At 71.9% G+C, this 22,962-nt stretch carries 20 protein-coding genes; 11 read left to right on the top strand and 9 right to left on the bottom strand.

Translation table 11 applies throughout. The features are described from left to right. Nucleotides 1–39: 39 nt before the first annotated feature. The 5 genes from ABZ454_RS08375 (at nt 40) to ABZ454_RS08355 (ending at nt 5,186) form a co-directional block, all read left to right on the top strand. A complete protein-coding gene (locus ABZ454_RS08375) occupies nt 40–1,005 on the top strand; it encodes a TraR/DksA C4-type zinc finger protein (RefSeq protein WP_359536604.1) in 966 nt (321 codons plus the stop codon). A gap of 222 nt (nt 1,006–1,227) precedes the next feature. After that, a complete protein-coding gene (lspA, locus tag ABZ454_RS08370) occupies nt 1,228–1,872 on the top strand; it encodes a signal peptidase II (RefSeq protein ID WP_359536602.1) in 645 nt (214 codons plus the stop codon). A 79-nt stretch (nt 1,873–1,951) separates the two neighbouring features. Next, a complete protein-coding gene (locus ABZ454_RS08365; RefSeq protein ID WP_356315094.1) occupies nt 1,952–2,893 on the top strand; it encodes an RluA family pseudouridine synthase in 942 nt (313 codons plus the stop codon). Further along, the gene (locus ABZ454_RS08360; protein ID WP_359536601.1) at nt 2,890–3,360 is read left to right on the top strand and encodes a GNAT family N-acetyltransferase; all 471 of its coding nucleotides are present in this window, start codon (nt 2,890–2,892) and stop codon (nt 3,358–3,360) included. Before ABZ454_RS08365 ends, ABZ454_RS08360 begins: the two co-directional genes overlap by 4 nt. A 239-nt stretch (nt 3,361–3,599) precedes the next feature. Then, nucleotides 3,600–5,186 carry a Na+/H+ antiporter gene (locus ABZ454_RS08355; protein ID WP_359536600.1) on the top strand — a complete coding sequence of 529 codons (1,587 nt, stop codon included), beginning with the start codon at nt 3,600–3,602 and terminating at the stop codon, nt 5,184–5,186. 21 nt (nt 5,187–5,207) lie between these two features. On the opposite strand, the gene ABZ454_RS08350 is transcribed toward ABZ454_RS08355, so the two are convergent. Beyond that, the gene (locus tag ABZ454_RS08350) at nt 5,208–6,329 is read right to left on the bottom strand and encodes a mechanosensitive ion channel domain-containing protein (protein ID WP_359536728.1); all 1,122 of its coding nucleotides are present in this window, start codon (nt 6,327–6,329) and stop codon (nt 5,208–5,210) included. Nucleotides 6,330–6,366: 37 nt separating this feature from the next. Between ABZ454_RS08350 and ABZ454_RS08345 the strand changes: the two genes are divergently transcribed. Continuing rightward, nucleotides 6,367–6,945, top strand: coding sequence for a dienelactone hydrolase family protein (locus ABZ454_RS08345; RefSeq protein WP_359536598.1), 579 nt, complete (start codon nt 6,367–6,369; stop codon nt 6,943–6,945). A gap of 60 nt (nt 6,946–7,005) precedes the next feature. On the opposite strand, the gene ABZ454_RS08340 is transcribed toward ABZ454_RS08345, so the two are convergent. The 4 genes from ABZ454_RS08340 to ABZ454_RS08325 form a co-directional block, all read right to left on the bottom strand. Further along, nucleotides 7,006–7,968: a zinc metalloprotease gene (locus ABZ454_RS08340; RefSeq protein ID WP_359536597.1), complete on the bottom strand. Its 963-nt coding sequence runs from the start codon at nt 7,966–7,968 to the stop codon at nt 7,006–7,008. 391 nt (nt 7,969–8,359) lie between these two features. After that, the gene (locus ABZ454_RS08335; RefSeq protein ID WP_356315079.1) at nt 8,360–9,175 is read right to left on the bottom strand and encodes a DsbA family protein; all 816 of its coding nucleotides are present in this window, start codon (nt 9,173–9,175) and stop codon (nt 8,360–8,362) included. Between the two features lie 51 nt (nt 9,176–9,226). Then, nucleotides 9,227–9,958 (bottom strand): hypothetical protein, encoded by a 732-nt coding sequence (locus ABZ454_RS08330; protein WP_356315076.1) that lies wholly within the window; start codon nt 9,956–9,958, stop codon nt 9,227–9,229. Nucleotides 9,959–10,023: 65 nt separating this feature from the next. Beyond that, entirely contained in the window at nt 10,024–11,349 is a 1,326-nt protein-coding gene (locus tag ABZ454_RS08325) for a DUF2252 domain-containing protein (protein ID WP_359536596.1), read from the bottom strand. Between the two features lie 237 nt (nt 11,350–11,586). On the opposite strand from ABZ454_RS08325, the gene dnaE reads away from it, so the two are divergent. Continuing rightward, the gene (dnaE, locus tag ABZ454_RS08320; protein ID WP_356315070.1) at nt 11,587–15,123 is read left to right on the top strand and encodes a DNA polymerase III subunit alpha; all 3,537 of its coding nucleotides are present in this window, start codon (nt 11,587–11,589) and stop codon (nt 15,121–15,123) included. 96 nt (nt 15,124–15,219) lie between these two features. Here dnaE and ABZ454_RS08315 read toward each other — a convergent pair whose 3' ends face one another. After that, complete coding sequence (locus ABZ454_RS08315; protein ID WP_148017758.1) at nt 15,220–15,399, bottom strand: hypothetical protein; 180 nt, start codon at nt 15,397–15,399, stop codon at nt 15,220–15,222. A gap of 273 nt (nt 15,400–15,672) precedes the next feature. Here ABZ454_RS08315 and ABZ454_RS08310 point away from each other — a divergent pair, with 273 nt between their 5' ends. The 4 genes from ABZ454_RS08310 to ABZ454_RS08295 all read left to right on the top strand — a co-directional run bounded on the left by ABZ454_RS08310 (nt 15,673) and on the right by ABZ454_RS08295 (nt 19,917). Next, on the top strand, nt 15,673–17,004 hold the full coding sequence (locus ABZ454_RS08310; protein WP_359536593.1) for an NYN domain-containing protein: 1,332 nt from the start codon (nt 15,673–15,675) through the stop codon (nt 17,002–17,004). Nucleotides 17,005–17,158: 154 nt separating this feature from the next. Further along, the gene (locus ABZ454_RS08305; protein WP_356315274.1) at nt 17,159–18,133 is read left to right on the top strand and encodes an ABC transporter ATP-binding protein; all 975 of its coding nucleotides are present in this window, start codon (nt 17,159–17,161) and stop codon (nt 18,131–18,133) included. A gap of 223 nt (nt 18,134–18,356) precedes the next feature. Next, the gene (locus ABZ454_RS08300; protein WP_359536725.1) at nt 18,357–19,103 is read left to right on the top strand and encodes an ABC transporter permease; all 747 of its coding nucleotides are present in this window, start codon (nt 18,357–18,359) and stop codon (nt 19,101–19,103) included. A 34-nt stretch (nt 19,104–19,137) separates the two neighbouring features. Next, nucleotides 19,138–19,917: an ABC transporter permease gene (locus ABZ454_RS08295; protein WP_359536592.1), complete on the top strand. Its 780-nt coding sequence runs from the start codon at nt 19,138–19,140 to the stop codon at nt 19,915–19,917. Between the two features lie 692 nt (nt 19,918–20,609). On the opposite strand, the gene ybaK is transcribed toward ABZ454_RS08295, so the two are convergent. The 3 genes from ybaK to ABZ454_RS08280 are packed head-to-tail and all read right to left on the bottom strand — an operon-like array spanning nt 20,610 to nt 22,922. Continuing rightward, complete coding sequence (gene ybaK, locus ABZ454_RS08290) at nt 20,610–21,113, bottom strand: Cys-tRNA(Pro) deacylase (RefSeq protein ID WP_356315060.1); 504 nt, start codon at nt 21,111–21,113, stop codon at nt 20,610–20,612. Between the two features lie 22 nt (nt 21,114–21,135). Continuing rightward, the gene (locus ABZ454_RS08285; protein WP_356315057.1) at nt 21,136–21,879 is read right to left on the bottom strand and encodes an LON peptidase substrate-binding domain-containing protein; all 744 of its coding nucleotides are present in this window, start codon (nt 21,877–21,879) and stop codon (nt 21,136–21,138) included. 5 nt (nt 21,880–21,884) lie between these two features. After that, nucleotides 21,885–22,922 carry a hypothetical protein gene (locus ABZ454_RS08280; RefSeq protein ID WP_359536589.1) on the bottom strand — a complete coding sequence of 346 codons (1,038 nt, stop codon included), beginning with the start codon at nt 22,920–22,922 and terminating at the stop codon, nt 21,885–21,887. Between the last annotated feature and the right edge of the window lie 40 nt (nt 22,923–22,962).

Here is a 22,962-nt window from a genome sequence, read left to right as displayed (position 1 = left end):
CTCGCGAGCAAGATCACAGAGCGTGAAGGGGCCGCGGCCATGGTGGCGAAGAAGACCGCCGCAGAGAAGACGGCGTCAGCCAGATCCACGGGCGCGGCAGCCGGGGAGACGACGGGAGAGACCGGCCGGGACAGCCCTTCGGACGCGGATACGCACAGCGCGACGGAGGCCGGGCCCGAGGACCCCGCCGGGCCGCCCGCCGCGGCCGGGAACGACCCGAAGAAGGCCGGGAGGAAGGCTGCCGGGAAGTCGGCGGCCGACAAGAAGGCAGCCGGGAAGAAGACGACCAGGAAGGCGGCGGCGAAGAAGACCGCCGCGAAGAAGACCGCGGCCGGGGATCCGGCCGCGGACGGACCGGCTCCGGACGGGGCCGGCCGCGACGAGGAGCCGGCCGGGACGGCCCCGGCACCGGCGCGGACGAGCGCGGCCGGGAAGACCACGGCCGAGAAGGCTTCGAAGAAGGCCGCCGAGGCGGCCACGGAGGCGGCCGAGGCCGCCGAGCAGACAGGAGCCCACACGGTGGTAGCCAAGAAGAGCGCGGCCCGTACCCGCCCGGCCGGCGGGAGCGCGGCACCCGTGCCCCCGGCGCGGGCCGCGGCGACGGCCCCGGGGGAGCTGGCCGTACGGCCCGGAGAGGACCCCTGGACGCCTCAGGAGGTCTCGGCCGCGCACACGGAGCTGACCGGCGAGATCACGCGGCTGCGCGACGAGCTGGAGGCGTCGGGCCTGGCGCTGGCCGGGCTGATGCGGGACTCCGGCGACGGGGCGGGTGACGACGAGGCGGACACCGGCACCAAGAACATCACCCGCGAGCACGAGATGTCGCTCGCCGCGAACGCCCAGGAGATGCTGGAGCAGACCGAACGGGCACTGGCCCGGCTCGACGCGGGCACGTACGGACTCTGCGAGATCTGCGGCAACCCGATCGGCAAGGCGCGCATGCAGGCGTTCCCCCGGGCCACCCTCTGCGTCGAGGACAAACAGAAGCAGGAGCGACGCGGCTGATTCCCACCGCCGTGTCGTACCCTCGTCCCCAGAGGCTGTCGGGTGATCTGCGATCGGGCGGCCACGCCCCGGCACGCACGCCTCCCGCGATGCCCGGATGTCCTGGTAGTTCCGCTACGAGGACATCCCGGCGCCTCGCCCCCGCGTGCGCCGGACCGCGTCCGCCTTCCGATCGCAGATCACCCGACAGCCTCTCCGTCGGAACTAGGTTGAGGGACTCACGTGGCAGAGGCGGAGCGCATCATCGGTACGCCGGACATCCCCGAGGCTGAGGGGAACGAAGGAGCCGAGCCGGAGCGGACGGCCGGGGACACGTCCCCGGAGGCCGCCGAGCCGGACGCCGGGGACGGGGAAGCGCCGGTCGACCGGTCGCCGGCCACGCGCCGGCGACGGATCATCCTGCTCTTCTGCGTCGCCGTCCTCGCCTACCTGCTCGACCTGGGCAGCAAGATGCTCGTGGTGGCGAAGCTGGAGCACCAGGAGCCCATCGAGATCTTCGGCGACTGGCTCAAACTCGACGCGATCCGCAACGCGGGGGCCGCGTTCGGCCTCGGCGAGGCCTTCACGATCATCTTCACCGTCATCGCGGCGACCGTCATCGTGGTGATCGCCCGGCTCGCGCGCAAGCTGTACAGCCTGCCGTGGGCGATCGCGCTCGGTCTGCTGCTCGGCGGCGCCCTCGGCAACCTCACCGACCGCGTCTTCCGCTCGCCCGGCGTCTTCGAGGGCGCGGTGGTGGACTTCATCGCCCCCGCGCACTTCGCCGTCTTCAACCTGGCGGACTCCGCGATCGTCTGCGGAGGCATCCTGATCGTGCTGCTCTCCTTCAAGGGCCTCGACCCCGACGGCACCGTGCACAAGGATTAGGACCCGTCGGCCGGGCCACGGCCGGGGCGGCGACCGGTCCGAGGCACGGGCCCCGGGCCACGCAAGGCATACTCGACAGGTGAGTACGCAACCCGAGGTCCGCACCCTGCCCGTCCCCGATGGCCTGGAGGGCGAGCGCGTCGACGCCGCCATCTCCCGCATGTTCGGCTTCTCCCGCACCAAGGCCGCGGAGCTGGCCGCCGCCGGGAAGGTGCAGGTGGACGGTTCGGTGGTCGGGAAGTCCGAGCGGGTCCGGGGCGGCGCCTGGCTGGAAGTGGAGATGCCGCAGGCTCCCGCGCCGGTGCAGATCGTGGCCGAGCCCGTCGAGGGCATGGAGATCGTCCACGACGACGACGACATCGTCGTGATCGTGAAGCCGGTCGGCGTCGCCGCGCACCCGAGCCCCGGGTGGACCGGTACCACCGTCATCGGCGGTCTCGCCGCGGCCGGGTACCGGATCTCGACCTCGGGCGCCGCCGAGCGCCAGGGCATCGTGCACCGGCTCGACGTCGGCACCTCCGGGCTGATGGTCGTCGCCAAGTCCGAGCGCGCCTACACGCTGCTGAAGGCCCAGTTCCGCGACCGGGTCGTCGAGAAGAAGTACCACGCGCTGGTCCAGGGCCACCCGGACCCCATGAGCGGCACCATCGACGCCCCCATCGGCCGCCACCCCACCCACGACTACAAGTGGGCGGTCGTCGCCGAGGGCAAGCCCTCCGTGACGCACTACGACCTGATCGAGGCGTACCGCGCCGCCAGCCTCCTGGACATCAAGCTGGAGACGGGCCGCACGCACCAGATCCGGGTGCACATGTCCGCCCACCGCCACCCCTGCGTCGGCGACCTGACCTACGGCGCCGACCCGACCATGGCCAAGCGCCTCGGCCTGACGCGGCAGTGGCTGCACGCGGTCCGGCTCGGCTTCGAGCACCCCTCGGACGGCAGCTGGGTGGAGTTCTCCAGCACCTACCCGGACGACCTCCAGCAGGCCCTCGACAAGATCGCGGCAGAGAGCGAATGACCTCCTACACCACCCGCACGGTCACCGGCGAGCAGGACCGTGCCGCCTGCTTCCAGATCCGCAAGGACGTCTTCGTCGGCGAGCAGAACGTGCCCGAGGAGATCGAGTACGACGCCTACGACGCGGAGGCGCTGCACGTCATCGCCGTCGCCGCGGACGGCACGGCGCTCGGCACGGGGCGGCTGCTCCACGGCCCGGCCGCCGCGGCCAAAACGGGCGGCGACCTCACCGTAGGCTCGCTCGGCCGGCTCGCCGTGACCAAGGAGGCGCGCGGCCTCGGCGTCGGCGCGGCGCTGGTGCGGGCCATCGAGGACGCCGCCCGCGCGCTCGGTCTGTCCGCCGTCGACCTGCACGCACAGACGCACGCGCTCGGCTTCTACGAGCGGCTCGGGTACGTGGCCTACGGCCCCGAGTTCCCGGACGCGGGCATCGCGCACCGGGCGATGCGCCGCGCCGTGGACGCGTAGCCCTTCCTCGTCCGCGCGGCACCCCTCGCGAGTTCGCACGGCATCCCTCGCCGAGTCCGGGCGGCACCCCTGCGGCGCGTGCGGGGGGACGGCCCCCGGTGGGCGCGGGGGCGGGCCGACAGCCCGGGCGGGCTCCGGGGCGCGGGGGTGTCGGCCGGATCGCGGGGCCTGCATGGCAGGCTTGAACCCCAGGCCGGCCGGTTACCGAGGCCGGCTCGGCGCGCTCCGGAAGGCACCTCGTGGATCAAATGGCACTGCTGCTCCTGCTCCTGCTCGGAGCCGTGGTCACGGTGCCCCTCGGGGAACGGCTCCGGCTTCCCGCGCCGGTGCTGATGACGCTCGCGGGCGTCGGGATGGCCTTCCTCAGCTTCGTACCGAACGTGGACATCCCGCCCGAGATCATTCTTCCCGCGCTGCTGCCACCCCTGCTCTACGCCTCCGTGCAGCGCACCTCCTGGCGGCAGTTCGCCGCCAACAAGCGGCCGATCTTCCTGCTGGCCGTGGCGCTGGTCTTCCTGACGACGGCCGCCGTCGCCGCGGTGGCCAACGCGGTCGTCCCCGGACTGCCCCTCGCCGCGGCCGTCGCGCTCGGCGCGCTCGTCGCCCCGCCCGACCCGGTCGCGGCCACCGCCGTCGCCGGATCGGTCGGACTGCCCCGCAGGCTCGTCTCGATCCTGGAGGGCGAGGGGCTGTTCAACGACGTGACCGCGATCGTGCTCTACCACGTGGCGATCGCCGCCGCGGTCAGCGGGACCTTCTCGCTGCCCGAGGCGTTCGGACTGCTGGTCCTGTCCGCCGTCGTCGCCGTCGCGGTCGGCGTCGCGCTCGGCTGGCTCACCATCAAACTCATGGACCTGCTCGGCGATGCCACGCTGCAGGTCGGTCTCACCCTCCTGGTCCCCTTCGTCAGCTACGTGCTCGCCGAGGAGCTGATGGGCTCCGGCGTGCTCGCCGTCCTGACGACGGCCCTCTTCCTCGCGGAGCACGCCACCGACGCCGACGACGTCCTGGGCCGGCTCACGGGCCGCACCTTCTGGGAGATCGTCGACACCCTCGTCACCGGCGTGGCCTTCGGGCTGATCGGCCTCGAACTGCACAACGTCTTCGGGACCGCCGACGGGCGTGAGCTGGAGATGGCCGGCTGGGCGCTGGCCGTCGTCGCCGTCGTCGTCGGCGTACGGCTGCTCTATCTGCTCCCCGCGACCTGGCTGGCCAAGCGGCTGCACACCCGCCGCGACGTGAGCGAGGAGATCCCCACCAGCTGGCGGGAGACCGTGATCATGTGGTGGGCCGGGATGCGCGGCGTGGCCTCGGTGGCCCTCGCCCTCGCGATCCCGCTGAAGACGGACGACGGAAAGCCCTTCCCCGGCCGCGACGAGATCGTCTTCATCGCCTTCGCCGTGATCATGGTCACCCTGGTCTTCCAGGGCCTCACGCTCCCGTGGCTGGTGCGCCGGCTGGGGGTCCGGGCGGACACGGACGCCGAGGCCGCGCTGGAGCGGGACCTCGCGATCCGGGCCGCCAAGGCGGCCAAGCAGCGGCTCAAGGAGATCCAGGAGGTCGAGGAGTTCCCCGACGACGTCGTGGACCGTCTCCAGCGGCTGGCCTACGACGTCGGCGCCCGGATCAGCCCCGACATAGTCGACAACGAACGGCGCGAGGCCTACGCCCAGCGCGCCGAGCGGTTCAAGGCCGTCAGCCGCATCCAGCGCGAGATGCTCTCGGCCGCCCGCCACGCGGTGCTCTCCGCGCGCAGCGAGGCCGGCGCTGACCCCGAGGTGGTGGACCGGGTGCTGCGGCAGCTGGACGTGCGCAGCCTGCGCTGACCCGTGGCGGGGGAGTCCCGCTCAGCCGCGCCCGGTGCGCGGCGCCCCGGCCCAGCCCGCCGGCTTCTCGTCCACGATGCCCACGGCCGGCCACACGTCACCGGGCGGCAGCGCGGCGGGGGCCGTGGCGATCCTCGGCAGCGCGTACGGATGGTGGTCGCGCAGCCAGCCGATCAGCTGCTCGCGGACCGCACAGCGCACCGTCCAGATGTCGTCCGCGTCCTTCGCCGTGACGACCGCGCGCACCTGGATCGTGGAGGGCGTGGTGTCGGTCACCGCCAGCGACCAGTCCCGGCCGTCCCACGCGGCGCACTCGCCCAGGATGTCCCGCAGCTGGTCGCGCATGGCGGCGACCGGCGCGGAGTGGTCGAGGTGGAAGAAGACCGAACCGGTCATCTGGACCCCGCCGCGCGACCAGTTCTCGAAGGGCTTGCTGGTGAAGTACGAGACCGGCATCGTGATCCGCCGCTCGTCCCAGGTCCGGACCGCGAGGAAGGTCAGCGTGATCTCCTCGATCGTGCCCCACTCGCCGTCCACCACCACCGTGTCGCCGATGCGCACCATGTCGCCGAACGCGATCTGCAGCCCCGCGAAGAGGTTGCCGAGCGTGGACTGGGCGGCGACACCCGCGACGATGCCGAGGACGCCCGCCGAGGCCAGCATCGAGGTGCCGACCGTCTGCATGGCGGGGAACGTCAGGAGCATCGCGGCGACCGCGACGGTCGTCGCGATCGCGATGACCACCCGCTGGATCAGCGTCACCTGCGTCCGCACCCGGCGCACCCGCGCCGGATCCCGGGTGTTCGCCGCGTAGCGCGCGTACACCGAGTCCACCACCGCCACGGCGATCCGCACCACCAGGAAGGCCGACGCCCCGATCAGCACCAGGGTCAGCACCTGCCCGATGCCCGCCCGGTGGTCGCGGACCAGGTCGAGCCGGGTATGGGCGTAGGTGGCCCGCAGCAGCGCCGTGCCCAGCGTCAGCTGGAACGGTATCCGGCAGCGCCGCAGCAGGCCCCACAGCGGCGTCTCGTGGTGCCGTTCGTCGGTACGCCTGAGCAGCAGGTCGAGCAGCCAGCCCGCCACCAGCGTGATCACGACCGACCCGCCGAGGACGATCAGCGGGCGCAGTACGTTCTCCATGCTGTCGCTCTCCATCCGCTCGAACGTAACTGGCACCATGGGCCTCATGAACATCATGCTTTTCCACTCGACGTACGGTCTGCGCCCCGCGGTCCACGCGGCAGCCGACCGGCTGCGCGCCGCCGGGCACGAGGTGCGCGTGCCCGATCTCTTCGAGGGCCACACCTTTGATTCCGTCGAGGAGGGGCTGGCCTTCAAGGAGGAGACGGGCAAGGAGGAGCTGCTGAAACGGGCGGTGCTGGCCGCGGCGCCCTACTCCGACACCGGTCTGGTGTACGCCGGCTTCTCGCTCGGCGCGTCGGTCGCCCAGACGCTGGCGCTCGGGGACGCGAAGGCGCGCGGGCTGCTGCTCTTCCACGGCACGTCGGACATCGCGGAGAGCGCATCGGTGGACGAGCTGCCCGTCCAGCTGCACGTCGCCGACCCGGACCCGTTCGAGACGCACGACTGGCTGAACTCCTGGTACCTGCAGATGCAGCGCACCGGCGCCGATGTCGAGATCTACCGCTACCCCGGGGCGGGCCACCTGTTCACCGACGCGGAGCTGCCGGACTTCGACCAGGCCGCCGCGGAACTGGCCTGGAAGGTCGCGATCGGTTTCCTCGCCACCCTGTGAGGGACGCGAGGGGCCCCGCGCACGCGACGGCGCGGGGCCCCTCGGCGGAACGGAGCGGGATCAGCCGCGGTACGCGGTCCAGCTGTCGCTCATCCGCTGCACCTGGCCCGCGGTGAACTGGTACATGCAGGAGTCGTACGTGTAGTCCATGAAGTTGTGGATCGGGTCGACGCCGGTCTTGTTGGTGCAGGTGTCGCGCCCGGTCGGGCACTCGAACGCGGCGCTCTTCTCCGCGGGGGTGTCGGAGACGTAGTCGCCGTTGCCGTTACAGCCGCCCTGGAACGTGTGGTAGAGCCCCATCCAGTGGCCGACCTCGTGCGTCGCCGTGTCGCCCTGGTCGTAGTTGGTGGCGGAGCCGCCCGGCAGCGAGGCGTCCAGGATCACCACGCCGTCCATGGAGGGGCTGGAGTTGTAGGAGCTCGGGAAGGTCGCCCAGCCGAGCAGCCCGCCTCCGAGGTTGGCCGTGTAGACGTTGAGCGCGTTCTTGCCGCCCTTGCGCAGGGCCGTCTTCATGGCCTTCTCGGCCGACGAGCCCGAGGAGAGGTTGTACCAGGAGGCGTTGTCCGTGTAGTCGGTGCCCGCCAGGGAGAACTGGAAGCCGGTAGGGGTGTTGCCGGTGCCCTGGCCGCTGTACGCGGCGTTCAGGACGCTCATCTGGCTGCTGATGGCGCCCGCGGTGAGCTTGCCCGTGGTGCCGGAGTGGATGACGTGGAAGTAGACCGGCACGGTCGCGCCGGCGGCCAGGGTGGAGCCGGTGACCCGGCGCTCGGCGACTCTCTGCTTCAGCTGCTTGTCCATGGCCGCGGCCTGGGAGGTGGTGAGCTCGTTGGGTTCCGCGGCGTGCTGCGGGCCCGAGGGGCGCGACTGGCGGGCGGCGGCGCCGGCCGGGGCGCCGGCGCAGGCCTCGGCCGAGGGGGCGGCGGTGGCCTTGCCGGATGCGGCGGTGGCGCCGGTGGAGACGGTGAGCGGTGCCAGGGCCAGGGTTCCGGCCAGGACGGCGGTGCCGATCGCACGGTGGCGCATACGCGGGGATATACGGGCAAGAGTGCGCACAGGGTCTCCTAGCGGATGTGGTGGGGAGGGATTTCCTCACCCGCCGCCGGGAGATTACGTGGGCATGTCATATGGGCGGGAGAATCGATCCGGCCCAATCATTCCTGGAGCAAACCAGGGCAACAGGAAGAAAATCTGCTGTCTGCTCCGGAGTTTGAAAGGCGGACGTGATGTCCCCCGTCGTTCCGGTGGCCGGTGTGTCCGCATTGGATCCGTGCGTGACGGCGTCCGACGCGGGCCTGTCACCCGCCCGCAACACCTCCCGCGATGGCTGGATCTCGACGGTCCGGGCGCGCGGCGGACGCGAACGGGCAGGTGAACCCGGTGGGTCCACCTGCCCGTTCGACCGGAATCGTGCGAATCAGCCCTTCAGCGCCGCGGTGATCGCGCTGTTGAAGTCCGCCACCGACATCGGGGCGTTCTTGTTGTCCGAGCCGGTCAGCGTCTTGCCGTCCATCTTCAGCGTCGGGGTGCCCTGGACGCCGCTCTTGTCGAAGGTGGCGGACATCTTCATCGCCCAGGCGTCGTACGTGCCGTCCTTGACGTTCTTCTGGAAGGCCGCGTTGCCCTTCAGCGCGTCGACCGTCTCGGCGACCTCGATCAGGTACGAGTCGTCCTTGAACTTGTCCTCCGTCTCCTGCGGGTGGTACTTCGCGGAGTAGAGGGCGTACTTGTAGTCGAGGAAGGCCTCGGGGCTCACGTCGAGCGCCGCTCCCAGCGCGCTCAGCGCGTTCTTCGAGCCCTCGCCGTTGTCACTGTTGTCGATGAACGTGGCACCGATGTACTTGACCTTGTACTTGCCGGCGTCGACGTCCTTGTGGACGGTCTCGCCGACGGTCTGCTCGAACGTGGCGCAGATCGGGCAGCGGGAGTCCTCGTACAGCTCCAGGGTCTTCTTGGCGGTCGACTTGCCGACCACCACGGTCGTGCCGTTCTCGCCCGAGGTGTTCTTCGGGGCGGTGACGCTCTTCGCGTCGCCCGCCTCGTCCCAGTGGCCCGGCTTGTTCAGCTGCATCACGCCGTAGCTGACGCCCGCGGCGATCGCGAGGACGGCGACGATCGAGACGCCGACGACGACCTGCCGGCGCGTCTTGTCCTTCTTGGCCTGCCGCTCGCGCTCGACGCGCAGCCGCTCGCGGGCGGCGGACTTGTTGGCCTGGCTGTTGCGCTTGCTCATGATCGGTTCTCCGTGGGGTGCGTGGCGTTACGTCGTCAGGGACTTGCGTGCTCAGGCGGTGGCGCAGGCCGAGCGCGGTGGTCCCCTCCGTCCCACGGAGTGCACCAGGAGACGGGCGTGGGCCGGCAGATGCGGGCCGGGGCCGGCGGCGGGGACCTTGAGGCGTACGGAGCGGCGGGCCGCTCCCGCCACGGCCACCGCTATCAGCAGCGGCCGGAACGCCAGCAGCGCGAACGCGCCCAGCAGCCCGGCGAGCGCCAGCTCACCGCGGTGCAGCCAGGCGGCGGCGAGCAGCCCCACCGTCACGTGCGCGGCCAGCAGCAGCCACGGCACCAGCGGACCGGGCGAGGCCAGCAGCGCGGCCGCGCCGTGGCCGCCCGCGGTCACCGAGACCAGCGGCGTGCCCACCTCGCCGACGCTGCCCAGCCCCGGCGCGCCCTTCCCGACCTCGCCGCCGCCGCACAGCACATCGACACCGACCGAGCGCAGCGGCCCCGCGATCGGGCCGCCCGCCGCGCCGTAACAGAGGTGCTGGCCGGTGGTGAAGACGGTGTCCGCGGCCAGCTCCAGCGGCACCAGCAGCCCGGCGATGGCCCCGAAGCCGCGCTCCCGGCCGGCCAGCGCGTAGGCCACCGCGAAGACGGCGCCCGCCAGCACGGCCACGAGGGTCAGCGGCAGCGGGACCCGGGAGAGCAGGACATGGGAGGCAGCGGAGAGCGTCACGACGAGCGCTGTGAAAAGCGCCGCGCGTACGACTCTGAGCTGCGTTCCGGAGATGTCCATCGTCGAGGAGTGTCGCATGTGAACCTGTAGGCGACCGCTAAAGGACCCTTCCGGTGTGGGCGGGCTTACAGCCCCGGGATGCGGCCGTTGCGGAAGAGGTCCACGAAGATCTGGTGGTCCGCGCGCGCCCGGGCCCCGTAGCTGTGGGCGAAGTCCACCAGCAGATTCCCGAAGCCCTCCTCGTCCGCCGCGATCGCCGCGTCGATCGCCCGCTCGGTGGAGAACGGCACCAACGAGTGACCGCTCTCGTCGTCCGCCGCGGAGTGCATCGTCGCCGTCGCCCGGCCGAGGTCGGCGACGACCGCCGCGATCTCCTCGGGCTCGTCGATGTCGGACCAGTCCAGGTCGACCGCGTACGGCGACACCTCGGCGACCAGCTGCCCGGCCCCGTCGAGCTCGGTCCAGCCCAGCCACGGGTCGGAGTGCGCCTGCAGCGCGCGCTGCGAGATGACCGTGCGGTGCCCCTCGTGCTGGAAGTAGTTCCGCACCGCCGCGTCCGTGATGTGCCGGGAGACGGCGGGGGTCTGCGCCTGCTTGAGATAGATCACGACATCGTTCTCCAGGGCGTCGCTGTTGCCCTCCAGAAGGATGTTGTACGAGGGCAGCCCGGCCGATCCGATGCCGATCCCGCGACGGCCGACGACGTCCTTGACCCGGTAGGAGTCCGGGCGGGCCAGACTCGACTCCGGCAGCGTCTCCAGGTAGCCGTCGAACGCCGCCAGGACCTTGTAGCGCGTCGCCGCGTCGAGGTCGATCGTGCCGCCGCCCTCCGCGAAGCGGCGCTCGAAGTCACGGATCTCGGTCATCGAGTCGAGCAGCGAGAACCGGGTCAGCGAGCGGGCGACGCGCAGGGCGCCCAGCAGCGGCCCCTCGGCGGTGTCCAGCGTGAACGGCGGCACCTCGTCGTTCTTCGCGCCCGTCGCCAGCGCGTGGATGCGCTCGCGGTAGGCCGCCGCGTAGACCCGGACGAGCTCGGTGATCTGGTCGTCGCCCAGCGCCTTCGCGTAGCCGATCAGGGCCACGGAGGCGGCGAAGCGCTTGAGGTCCCAGGTGAAGGGGCCGACGTACGCCTCGTCGAAGTCGTTGACGTTGAAGACCAGGCGGCCGTTGGCGTCCATGTACGTGCCGAAGTTCTCCGCGTGCAGATCGCCGTGGATCCACACCCGGCCGGTGCGCTCGTCGAGGTACGGGCCGCCGTGCCGCTCCCGCTCCAGGTCGTTGTAGAAGAGACAGGCCGTGCCCCGGTAGAAGGCGAAGGCCGAGCCCGCCATCTTGCGGAACTTCACGCGGAAGGCGGCCGGATCGGCGGCCAGCAGCTCACCGAAAGCGGTGTCGAAGACCTCCAGGATCTGCTCCCCGCGCTGCGTCGCGCCGGTCTGCGTTTCCGACATCTCTGGGTGCCTCCTGGTACCTGGCCTGCATGACGACGTACATGACAAAAGGGACGGGCGTCCTCGCCCCTCCAACGCGCGACCGTATCGCGGAGTGCCCGTCGTCCGTCACCTCGGAGACGTAGACTTCCACGCTGTCCCCCTCAGGTCGTGTCCGCACAGGCCCGTCCGGCCCGCGACGCCGCTTCGCGGACAGTCCCAGCCCGTCATCCCCAGTTCTCCCGGAGGCACAGCGCCGTGACCAAGCCGCCCTTCACGCACCTTCACGTCCACACCCAGTACTCGCTGCTGGACGGTGCCGCGCGGCTCAAGGACATGTTCGAGGCCTGTAACGAGATGGGCATGTCCCACATCGCGATGACGGACCACGGCAACCTGCACGGGGCGTACGACTTCTTCCACTCCGCCCGGAAGGCGAACGTGACGCCGATCATCGGGATCGAGGCGTACGTCGCTCCGGAGTCGCGCAAGCACAAGCGGAAGATCCAGTGGGGCCAGCCGCACCAGAAGCGCGACGACGTCTCCGGTTCGGGCGGTTACACCCACAAGACGATCTGGGCGGCCAACGCCAAGGGGCTGCACAACCTCTTCAAGCTGTCCTCGGACGCCTACGCCGAGGGCTGGCTCCAGAAGTGGCCGCGCATGGACAAGGAGACCATCTCCCAGTGGTCCGAGGGCCTGATCGCGTCCACCGGCTGCCCCTCCGGCGAGGTGCAGACCCGGCTGCGGCTCGGACAGTTCGACGAGGCGGTCCAGGCGGCCTCCGACTACAAGGACATCTTCGGCGAGGGCAGGTACTTCCTGGAGCTGATGGACCACGGCATCGAGATCGAGCGCCGGGTCCGTGACGGGCTCCTCGAAATCGGCAGGAAGCTGAACATCCCGCCGCTCGTGACGAACGACTCGCACTACACGTACGCCAGCGAGGCCACCGCGCACGACGCGCTGCTCTGCATCCAGACCGGCAAGAACCTCTCCGACCCGGACCGCTTCCGCTTCGACGGCACCGGTTACTACCTCAAGACCACGGACGAGATGTACGGCGTCGACTCGTCGGACGCCTGGCAGGAGGGGTGCGCCAACACCCTCCTGGTGGCGCAGCAGATCGACACCACCGGGATGTTCGAGAAGCGCGACCTGATGCCGAAGTTCGACATCCCGGACGGCTACACGGAGATCACCTGGTTCCAGGAGGAGGTCCGCGCCGGGATGAACCGCCGTTTCCCGGGCGGGGTCCCCGAGGACCGGCAGAAGCAGGTCGAGTACGAGATGGACATCATCATCCAGATGGGGTTCCCCGGGTACTTCCTGGTCGTCGCCGACTTCATCATGTGGGCCAAGAACAACGGCATCGCGGTCGGCCCCGGCCGGGGCTCCGCCGCCGGTTCGATCGTGTCGTACGCGATGGGCATCACCGACCTCGACCCGATCGAGCACGGGCTGATCTTCGAGCGGTTCCTCAACCCCGAGCGCGTCTCCATGCCCGATGTCGACATCGACTTCGACGAGCGCAGGCGCGTCGAGGTGATCAGGTACGTCACGGAGAAGTACGGCGCCGACAAGGTGGCCATGATCGGCACCTACGGCAAGATCAAGGCCAAGAACGCGATCAAGGACTCCGCCCGCGTCCTCGGCTACCCGTACGCGATGGGCGACCGGCTCACCAAGGCCATGCCCGCCGACGTCCTCGGCAAGGGCATCGACCTCAACGGCATCACCGACCCCACGCACCCGCGCTACAGCGAGGCGGGCGAGATCCGGGGGATGTACGAGAACGAGCCGGACGTGAAGAAGGTCATCGACACCGCGAAGGGTGTCGAGGGCCTGGTCCGGCAGATGGGCGTGCACGCCGCCGGCGTCATCATGTCCAGCGAGCCGATCGTCGACCACGCCCCCGTCTGGGTGCGGCACACCGACGGCGTCACCATCACGCAGTGGGACTACCCGCAGTGCGAGTCCCTCGGCCTGCTGAAGATGGACTTCCTGGGACTGCGCAACCTGACGATCATGGACGACGCCATCAAGATGGTGAAGTCCAACAAGGGCATCGACCTGGAGATGCTGGCGCTGCCGCTGGACGACCCCAAGACGTACGAGCTGCTCTGCCGCGGTGACACGCTCGGGGTGTTCCAGTTCGACGGCGGGCCTATGCGTTCCCTGCTGCGCCAGATGCAGCCCGACAACTTCGAGGACATCTCCGCCGTCTCGGCCCTGTACCGGCCGGGCCCGATGGGCATGAACTCGCACACGAACTACGCCGAGCGCAAGAACGGCCGCCAGGAGATCACTCCGATCCACCCGGAGCTGGAGGAGCCGCTCAAGGAGGTCCTCGGCCTCACCTACGGCCTGATCGTGTACCAGGAGCAGGTGCAGAAGGCCGCCCAGATCGTCGCCGGGTACTCGCTCGGCGAGGCCGACATCCTGCGCCGCGTGATGGGCAAGAAGAAGGCCGACGAGCTGGCGAAGAACTTCGTCCTGTTCGAGGCCGGCGCCAAGAAGAACGGCTTCTCCGACGCCGCGATCAAGGCGCTGTGGGACGTGCTGGTCCCGTTCGCCGGGTACGCCTTCAACAAGGCGCACTCCTCCGCGTACGGCCTGGTCACCTACTGGACCGGATACCTCAAGGCCAACTACCCCGCCGAGTACATGGCGGCGCTGCTCACCTCGGTCAAGGACGACAAGGACAAGTCGGCGGTCTACCTCAACGAGTGCCGGCGCATGGGCATCAAGGTGCTCCCGCCGAACGTCAACGAGTCCGAGTCGAACTTCGCCGCCCAGGGTGACGACGTCATCCTCTTCGGACTGACGGCCATCCGTAACGTCGGCCAGAACGTCGTCGACTCGATCATCCGGTGCCGCAAGACGAAGGGGAAGTACAGCAGCTTCCCCGACTTCCTGGACAAGGTCGAGGCGGTCGTCTGCAACAAGCGGACCGTGGAGTCGCTCATCAAGGCCGGCGCCTTCGACGAGATGGGCCACACCCGCAAGGGCCTCGTCGCCCACCACGAGCCCATGATCGACAACGTGGTGCAGGTCAAGCGCAAGGAGGCCGAGGGGCAGTTCGACCTCTTCGGCGGCGGCGAGGAGGACAGCGACGAGCCGGGCTTCGGGCTCGACGTGGAGTTCTCCGACGTCGAGTGGGAGAAGTCCTACCTGCTGGCCCAGGAGCGCGAGATGCTCGGGCTCTACGTCTCCGACCACCCGCTCTTCGGCATCGAGCACGTGCTGAGCGACAAGTCCGACGCGGCGATCTCGCAGCTCACCGGCGGCGAGCACAGCGACGGCGCGATCGTCACGATCGGCGGCATCATCTCCGGCCTCCAGCGCAAGATGACCAAGCAGGGCAACGCCTGGGCCATCGCCACCGTCGAGGACCTGGCCGGTTCGATCGAGTGCATGTTCTTCCCGGCCACCTACCAGCTGGTCTCCACCCAGCTCGTCGAGGACACCGTCGTCTTCGTCAAGGGCCGGCTCGACAAGCGCGAGGACGTGCCCCGCCTGGTCGCCATGGAGATGCAGGTCCCGGACATCTCCAACGCGGGCACCAACGCCCCGGTGGTCCTGACCATCCCCACCGTCAAGATCACCCCGCCCATGGTCAGCCGGCTCGGCGAGGTGCTCAACAGCCACCGGGGCGACACCGAGGTGCGGATCAAGCTGCAGGGCCCCCGCAAGACCACGGTGCTCCGGCTCGACCGGCACCGGGTGAAGGCCGACCCGGCGCTCTTCGGTGATCTGAAGGTGCTGCTCGGCCCGTCCTGCCTGGCCGGCTGAGCCACCGCCCGCCCGCACCCGCACGTGAGGGGCGCCCCGCGCAAGCGGGTGCGCCCCTCTCGGCTGCCGGCCTGTGGCCGTACCGGAGAAGTCCGGTCAGTTGTGGCCGAAGCGCCGCTGATGCTTACGCGCAACATCGGCAGGGCTGCCCTGGGACTGCGCCTGGGGCTGGTTCTGCGACTCGAAAGCCGTGGACCGCGCCTCCTGCGCACCGCGCTCCGACTCGGACGCGCGGTCCTGCTGGCTGCCCTGCTTGCGGTTCTTGTTCTTGGCCATGGTGTTCCTCCTCAGGGGACTCTCGGGGCCAGGACCGCTGTCAGATTCACATAATTGGATAAACACCGCATGTTGGATCATTACCGTGCGTAGCTAGGGGGTATGATGCGCCGTTTTCCGGATCCGCCACGCCGATGATCGAGTTCCGGCCGTTAACCCCCGCGTGGTCGGGCAGACTCGAAGGAAACCCTGAGTAAGCGGAGCGGGTCCCCGGGCGGGCGACGCCGCCCGGCGGCCGAACCGCCGAACCCGTTCCCGAATTCCTGGAAGAGGGTGGAACGCGTGGACCGTTGCGTCGTCCTGGTGGACGCCGGCTACTTGCTGGGCGCAGCCGCGAGTCTGCTGGCCGGAGAGCCCGCCCGGTCCCGCATCACCGTCGACCACGCGGCCCTGATCCAGGGTCTGCGGGAGCGGGCCGAGGCCGACACGGAACGGCCGCTGCTGCGGATCTACTGGTTCGACGGAGCCCCCGACCGCGTACCGCAGCCCGAACACCGCAGGCTGCGCGTCATGCCGCGGGTGACGGTACGGCTGGGCGCCCTCACCCGCAGTGACGGGCGGTGGGCCCAGAAGGGCGTCGACGCCGCGATGCACGCCGAGCTCACCGAACTCGCCAGGAACCGGGCCTGCTCGGACGTCGTCCTCGTGACCGGCGACGGCGACCTGCTGCCCGGCCTGATGTCCGCCAAGGAGCACGGCGTCGCCGTCCACCTCTGGGCCGTCCAGGCCGCCGACGGCGACTACAACCAGTCGGAGGACCTGGTCGCCGAAGCCGACGAGCGGCGCGTGCTGGACCGTGCCTGGATCACCCAGGCCGTACGGGCCAAGGACACCGGCGGCACCTGCGCCCCACCCCCCGCACCGCGCCCCGAGATCGCCGCGATCCTCTCCGCGCCCCTGCCCGAGGCGGCCCTCGCGGCCTCCGCCGAGCGGGCCTCGGAGGCCCAGGCCGAAGCCGCCCGCAACGGCACGCCCGCACCGCCCGGGGAGAACACCGGCCACGCCGCGCACGGCCATGGTGGCAGGGGCGTCCCCACCCCCAAGGACCTCGCGGGCACCCTGCGCGGCCCCGGCGCCCAGGCGGAGCGGCAGCACCCCGCCCCGCCGCCCGCCAACGCGACCCTGCGCTGGTCCTCCGACCGGGGCTGGGTGGAGCGCGGCGGCCCGCTCGGCGAACCCCCCGAGACCGCCTCCCTGCCGACGCTCGCCCAGCTCACCAGCGCCGAGCAGCGCTGGGCGGACCGGGAGGAGGACATCACCACGGTCGGCGGCGATCCCTTCGAAGTGGGGCAGGTCTTCGCACGGCGCTGGATGGAACGGCTCCCGGAGACCGTCCACCTGCAGAAGCTGTCCACCATGTACCCCCGCATCCCGCACCGCATCGACGGCGAACTCCTGCGCTACGCCGCCCGCTTCGGGCTGCTCGCCCACAAGGACGACCAGATCGACGAGCACGACCGGTACGCGATCCGGGCGGGATTCTGGCGCGAGATCGACGTGCGGGCCGCGGCGGAACACACCCCGGCGGGCGAGAAGCAGACCCCGGCGGCGGACCGGACCGCTCCCGCCGCCAAACCGGAGAACGCGGCGCCGTCCGGGGGCTGAGGTCACCCCGGCGCCCGAGTCGCTCAACCCTGCCCCCGTTTGCCGCGTTGATGTCCGATCGGTGCGGCCCCGGGCGTAATGCGGCCGCCCGGACCCCGTACCCTCGTACCTCGTGAGTACGGGCACAGCACAGGCGCAGACGGCGAACGGCACCGTGTGCGCGGTGCGTGACCTGGTCAAGACCTACCCCGCCGTCCGGGGCCGGCGCGGCACTCCCGCCACACCCGAGGTGCGCGCCACCGACGGCATCAGCCTGGACATCCGCCGCGGTGAGATCTTCGGGCTGCTCGGTCCCAACGGCGCCGGCAAGTCCACCCTCGTGCGACAGCTCACCGGATTGATGCGGCCCGACTCGGGCAGCGTCGACATGCTGGGCCACGACCTCGTGCGCCACCCCGAACGGGCCTCCCGGCTGATCGGCTACCTCGGGCAGGAGTCGACCGCGCTCGACGAGCTGACCGTCGGGCTCGCCGCCGAGACCACCGGACGGCTGCGCGGCCTGCCGGTGCGCGAGGCCCGTGCCGAACGCGACGCGGTGCTCGGCGAACTCGGCCTCGGCGAGATCGCCGGCCGCCCCCTGAACAAGCTCTCCGGCGGGCAGCGACGGCTCGCCTGCGTGGCGGCCGCGCTGGTCGGGGAGCGGCCGGTGCTCATCCTCGACGAGCCGACGACCGGTATGGACCCGGTGGCCCGGCGTGCCGTCTGGGCCGCCGTGGACCGGCGGCGTGCCGAGCGCGGTGCGACGGTGCTGCTGGTCACCCACAACGTCATCGAGGCCGAGACCGTCCTCGACCGGGTCGCCGTCGTCGACCACGGAAAGGTCATCGCCTGCGACACCCCGGCCGGGCTCAAGGAGCGGGTCGCGGGCGAGGTCCGGGTGGAACTCGTGTGGCGCGAGCGCGCCCCGCTGGACGTACCCGAGGTCGCCGCGCTGCGGGCGTCCGCGCAGGAGTCCGGGCGCCGCTGGGTGCTGCGGCTCGGGCCCGACGAGGCGCGGGCGGCGGTCGCCGCCGTGACCGGCGGCGCGGCCTTCGCCGCCCTCGACGACTTCACCCTGGCGACGCCCAGCCTGGAGGATGTCTACCTGGCGCTCGGCGGGGACGCGACCAAGGGACTGGTGAAGGCATGAGCGGGAACAGGGCGGTGGCCGGAGCGGCCGGAGCGGACCGGTACGGGTGTGCGGCCGGGCAGCGACCGAACAGGAGCAGCGCCAGGTGACGAGCATCGTTCCCGCGGAAGCGGTGTCCGGCGGCCAGGCCGGGCAGACGGGCCGGCCGGGGCCGAGCGGACCCCACGGCCGGCCCGGCCCGGCCGGTGACGACGAAGGCGGGCCGCGCCCGGCCCCCGCGCCGCTGGCGCCGCGCGCCCGGCTCTTCCCGTCGCTCGCCGCGGTCTACCGCGCCCAGCTGTCCCGGGCCCGGGTCGCCCGCATCCCGCTGCTCTTCGTGGCGACCTTCCAGTCCATCGGGATCATGATCCTGATGCGGGGTGTCGTGGACGGGGGCTCCGAGGCCCGCGCGGTGGTGGCCGGGTCCAGCGTCCTGGTCGTCGCCTTCGTCGCGCTGAACCTGCTCGCCCAGTACTTCGGCCAGCTGCGGGCCGGCGGCGGACTCGACCACTACGCGACCCTGCCCGTGCCGCCCGCCGCGGTGGTGCTCGGCGCGGCCGGGGCGTACGCCTCCTTCACCGTGCCCGGCACGATCGTGACGGCCGTGACCGGCAGCGTGCTGTTCGGGCTGCCGATGACCCACCTGTGGGTGCTCATCGCCGTCGTCCCGCTCTCCGGGGCCGCCCTCTCCGGACTCGGCGCCGCCCTCGGGCTGCTCGCGCCCAGGCAGGAACTGGCCACCCTGCTGGGACAGCTCGGCATGTCCGCGGCGCTGCTGCTGGGCGTGCTCCCCGCGGCCCGGATGCCGGAGCCGATCGGCTGGGCGCGCGACCTGCTGCCGTCCACGTACGGGGTCGAGGCCCTCTCCCGGTCCTTCGACGCCCACCCCGACTGGGCCGTCGTCGGCCTCGATCTCGCCGTCTGCGCCGCCGTGGGCGTCCTCTCGCTCGCCGTGGCGACCTGGGCGTACCGCAGGGCAGCGGTCCGGTGAGGCGCGCCACAGGGACGCCTGGCACGATGGCACGGTGACAGCACCTCTGACGCCGCCGCACCAGCCCTCGCCCCACGACCCGTGGCAGAAGCCGCCGCAAGGGGGCGGCCCCGGCGGCTCCCACCTCGGAACCCTGTCGCAGTCGCCGGACAAGGCGGAACTCCGTGGCGAACTGCGCCGGGCGGTGCTGGTCGCCGTGGCCGTGACGGTCGCCGGGGTCGCGCTCGGGCTTCTCTGGCTGTGGCTGGCACCGCGGGTGCCGCTCGTCTCCGACAACACGTCCGTCTTCCTCAGCGACAGCGAGGGCGAGGAGGCGATCGGCGCCGACGGTACGTTCGCGCTCCTCGCCCTCGCCTTCGGCGCGGTGTCCGCGGGACTTGCCTTCTGGTTCCACCGCAAGGGCGGCATCGCCCTCGTGGTGGCGCTCGCGGTGGGCGGCGTACTCGGCTCGCTCCTGGCGTGGCAGCTCGGCACCCGGCTCGGCCCGACCGACGACGTGGTCGCCCACGCGCGCGAGGTCGGCAAGGGCGTGATCTTCGACGCCCCGCTGGAACTGCACGCGAAGGGGGCGCTGCTGGCGTGGGCGCTGGCGGCGATGGCCGTGCATCTGGGGCTGACGGCGTTGTTCGGGCCGCGGGATCCGGAGCCGGAGTGGGGGGTGTACCACGCGGTGCCGTCGGGGTCGGGGCCGTCGGGGGGCGGGCCCGCGCCGTCTGGGCCCGCGCCTGGGTCTGGGCCTGCGGGGCCCGGTCCTGCGCCCTCGCCCTCGCCCTCGCCCGAGGCGGGGCCGCCCGGTCCGTCCGCGGGGGCGTGAGCGGGGCCGCGGGGCTGCTGTGCGGGGCGTGAGCGGTGCCGCCGGGCTGCTATGCGGGGGCGTGAGTGGTGCTGCCGGGTCCGGCTGTGGGGCCGCTGCGCGGGGCTCGTCCCCTACCCGCCCCTTCCCGTAACCGGGGCTCCGCCCCGGACCCCGCGCCTCAAACGCCGGCGGGGCTGGAATGCGGGGCTGGCGTAGTGGGGGGTCGGGGCCCCAACCCCGCGCCTCAAGCGTCGGCGGGGCTGGAATGCGGGGCTGGGGTGGAGGGGCTCCGCCTCGGAGCCCGCGCCTCAAGCGCCGGCGGGGCTGGAATGCGGGGCTGGAGTGCGGGGCTGGGGTGGAGGGGTTTGGTTCAGGGCCCGCAACCCCCGGCCTCAAAGCGCAGGCGGGCCTGAGGTGCGCGCCCCGCCCCGGGCCCCGCAGCCCCGCGCCTCGAAGGCCGGCAGAGCCGGGCGAGGCTTCGTCCGGGCTTGTGGGGCCGTTCCCCGCGGTTTCCAGCCCGTACGGCGTTTGAGGACGGAACCGGTACGGCCGGGGCCGGTGCCCAGGCGAGGGCCGCCCCCCGGCGGCGGCCGAAACCCGCGCCCCCCATGCGGCGGCCGAAACCCACGGGCCCGCCCCGGCGGCGGCCGAAACCCGCGCCCCCGGGAGACCCGCCGCACCCCGCAGGGGCCCCGTACCCCGGCGGAAGCCTAGGCGCGGCCGATCGGGGCGAAGACCGCGTCCGTCAGCGTGGCCAGGTCCGTGGGGGACAGTTCGACCTCCAGCCCGCGGCGGCCCGCCGAGACGCAGATCGTCTCGTGGGTCCGAGCCGACTCGTCCAGCACCGTGGGCAGCCGTTTGCGCTGGCCCAGGGGGGAGATGCCGCCGCGGACGTAGCCCGTGGTGCGCTCCGCCGCCGCCGGGTCCGCCATCGTGGCGCGCTTGCCGCCGGCCGCCGAGGCCAGGGCCTTCAGGTCCAGGGAGCCCGCCACCGGGACGACCGCGACGGTCAGGTGGCCGTCCACGTCGGCGACCAGGGTCTTGAACACCCGGTCCGGGGACACGCCGAGGGCCTCGGCCGCCTCCTCGCCGTAGGAGGACGACGCCGGGTCGTGTTCGTACGCGTGCACCGTGAACTCCGTGCCCGCCGCGGTCAGCGCGACCGTCGCGGGGGTGCCGCCGGACTGGTGCTGCTTCTTCGGCTTCTTCGCCACGGGGGAGTGGCCCTCCGGTCGCTCAGTTGGGGTGGGTCGGGGCGCGGGTGAGTTCCACGGCGGGCAGCGACGGGAGGTGACGGATGACGGCGGTCTCCGAGCGCAGGAGCGTCAGCTCCTCGCGCAGCCGGGTAGCGGTGTCCGGGGCCTGCAGCAGCCGCTGCTTGGCGGGGACGTCCAGGACCGCCGCCGCGGCGACCAGGTAGGAGACGACCGACGGCTCGCCTGGCAGGTCCGCGCCGGTGGTCAGGGAGCGCTCGCTCGCCCCCGCCAGCCGCTTCTGATAGCTGCGGAAGGCGCGCAGGACGCCTTCGGTGAGCGCCTCCGCCTCCTCGCCCGCCTCTTCCGCCAGCTCTTCGAGCTCGGCGGTGAGATACGGGCCGCTCGCGTCCACGGACAGGAGCTTCACCCGGCTGGTGCCGGTGGCCAGGACCTCGAAGCTGCCGTCCGCGCGCTCCCGGATCTTCGCCGCGTCGGCGACGCAGCCGACCCGGTGGAACGTCTGGACGGGGTCGGGGCCGAAGCCGTCCGCCGGGCCGCGCTCGACGGGCGCCGTCACCGCGTCCGGCATGCCGGCGGCCGTCGGGGCGGTCTCGCGGCCGTCGCGGATGGCGACCACGGCGAAGCGGCGCGGTTCGTCCTCATCGGTCTTCAGCAACTCGCGCATCATGGCGCGATAACGCTCCTCGAAGACGTTCAGCGGCAGCACGAGGCCGGGGAACAGCACCGCGTTCAGCGGGAACAGAGGCAGGCGAGCGGTGGTCACAACGGTCAAGCGTAATGGCCGCGGGCCCGTCCCCGGTCGGCCCGGTGGCCGAGCGGGGTTCCGGAGGCCACCCGGAGCCGCGCTCCGTCCCGTGCGTCGAGGAACCTGCCGAGCGGATCGTCGGACACCGAGGACCACGGGAACGACGACGCATGGGGTCCGATCTGCCGGAACTGTTCCAGCGCCTCGCCCCAGCGCCCCCGTGCCACCAGCACGTACGCGAGCAGATTGCGCACCTCGGCCGGCCACGGGTCGCCCGGCGCGAAGGCGGCGGACAACGAGATCGCCAGATCCGCAGCGGCGTCGATCCGCTCCTCCTGCACCGAGGTGAACCGGGTCCCCGGCCCCTCGGACAGCACCGTGAACGCGGCCCGCAGCGGCAGCGCCTGCACCAGGGAGCTGGGCAGCGAGTCCTCGGCGGCCCGCTCGGCGAAGTCGAAGCACTCGCGGTGCGAGCCGTACCAGGCGGCGGAGAGGTACTGGAGCGCGGCGACATGGCAGCCGTAATGGTGCGTGGAGCGCTGTATGGCCTGCTCCCACAGCGCCTCGAACGTGGTGTGCGTGGCATGCGTGCCGCGGGCGTGGTCCAGCGCGAGGCGCCAGGGCACCGGATCGCGCGGATCACTCTCCGCCGCCGCCGTGATCATCGGTCCGACCTCGCGCAGCTGCTCGGCGCGGGCCGGTGACTCCCAGGCCCGCTCGACCGCGAGCTGGGCCTTGACGAGGACCGCGTCGCCGTCGCGCGGGACCGCGGCCAGCCAGTTGCGGAGCCAGCCGTCCCGGTTGCGGGCGAAGGCCACGAGGCGGTGCAGATAGCGGTCCCGGCTCTCCCACTCGGCGGCGTCCCGGGTCGTCGCCAGCAGCTTCGCCGCCGGCTCGTACTCCCCGAGAGCGGCCGCCACCAGCGCGGGCGAGAGCCGCTCGTCGGGGGCGTCGAGCATCACCGCATGGTCCACGGGCAACCCGGCGGACAGCTCCGGGGTGTGCCGGATCACGCGCGCGGTACGCAGCAGAGCGCGGAGGAAAGGCATGGTGCAGACCATTGAAAAGCGCTGGTCGCAGCGGCGCCAGAGGGGTGCTGTG

The sequence above is a fragment of the Streptomyces sp. NPDC005803 genome (assembly GCF_040630435.1).
Lineage (GTDB): Bacteria > Actinomycetota > Actinomycetes > Streptomycetales > Streptomycetaceae > Streptomyces.
Note: the sequence above shows the minus strand (reverse complement) of the source record. Positions and strands in the feature narration are given on the sequence as shown.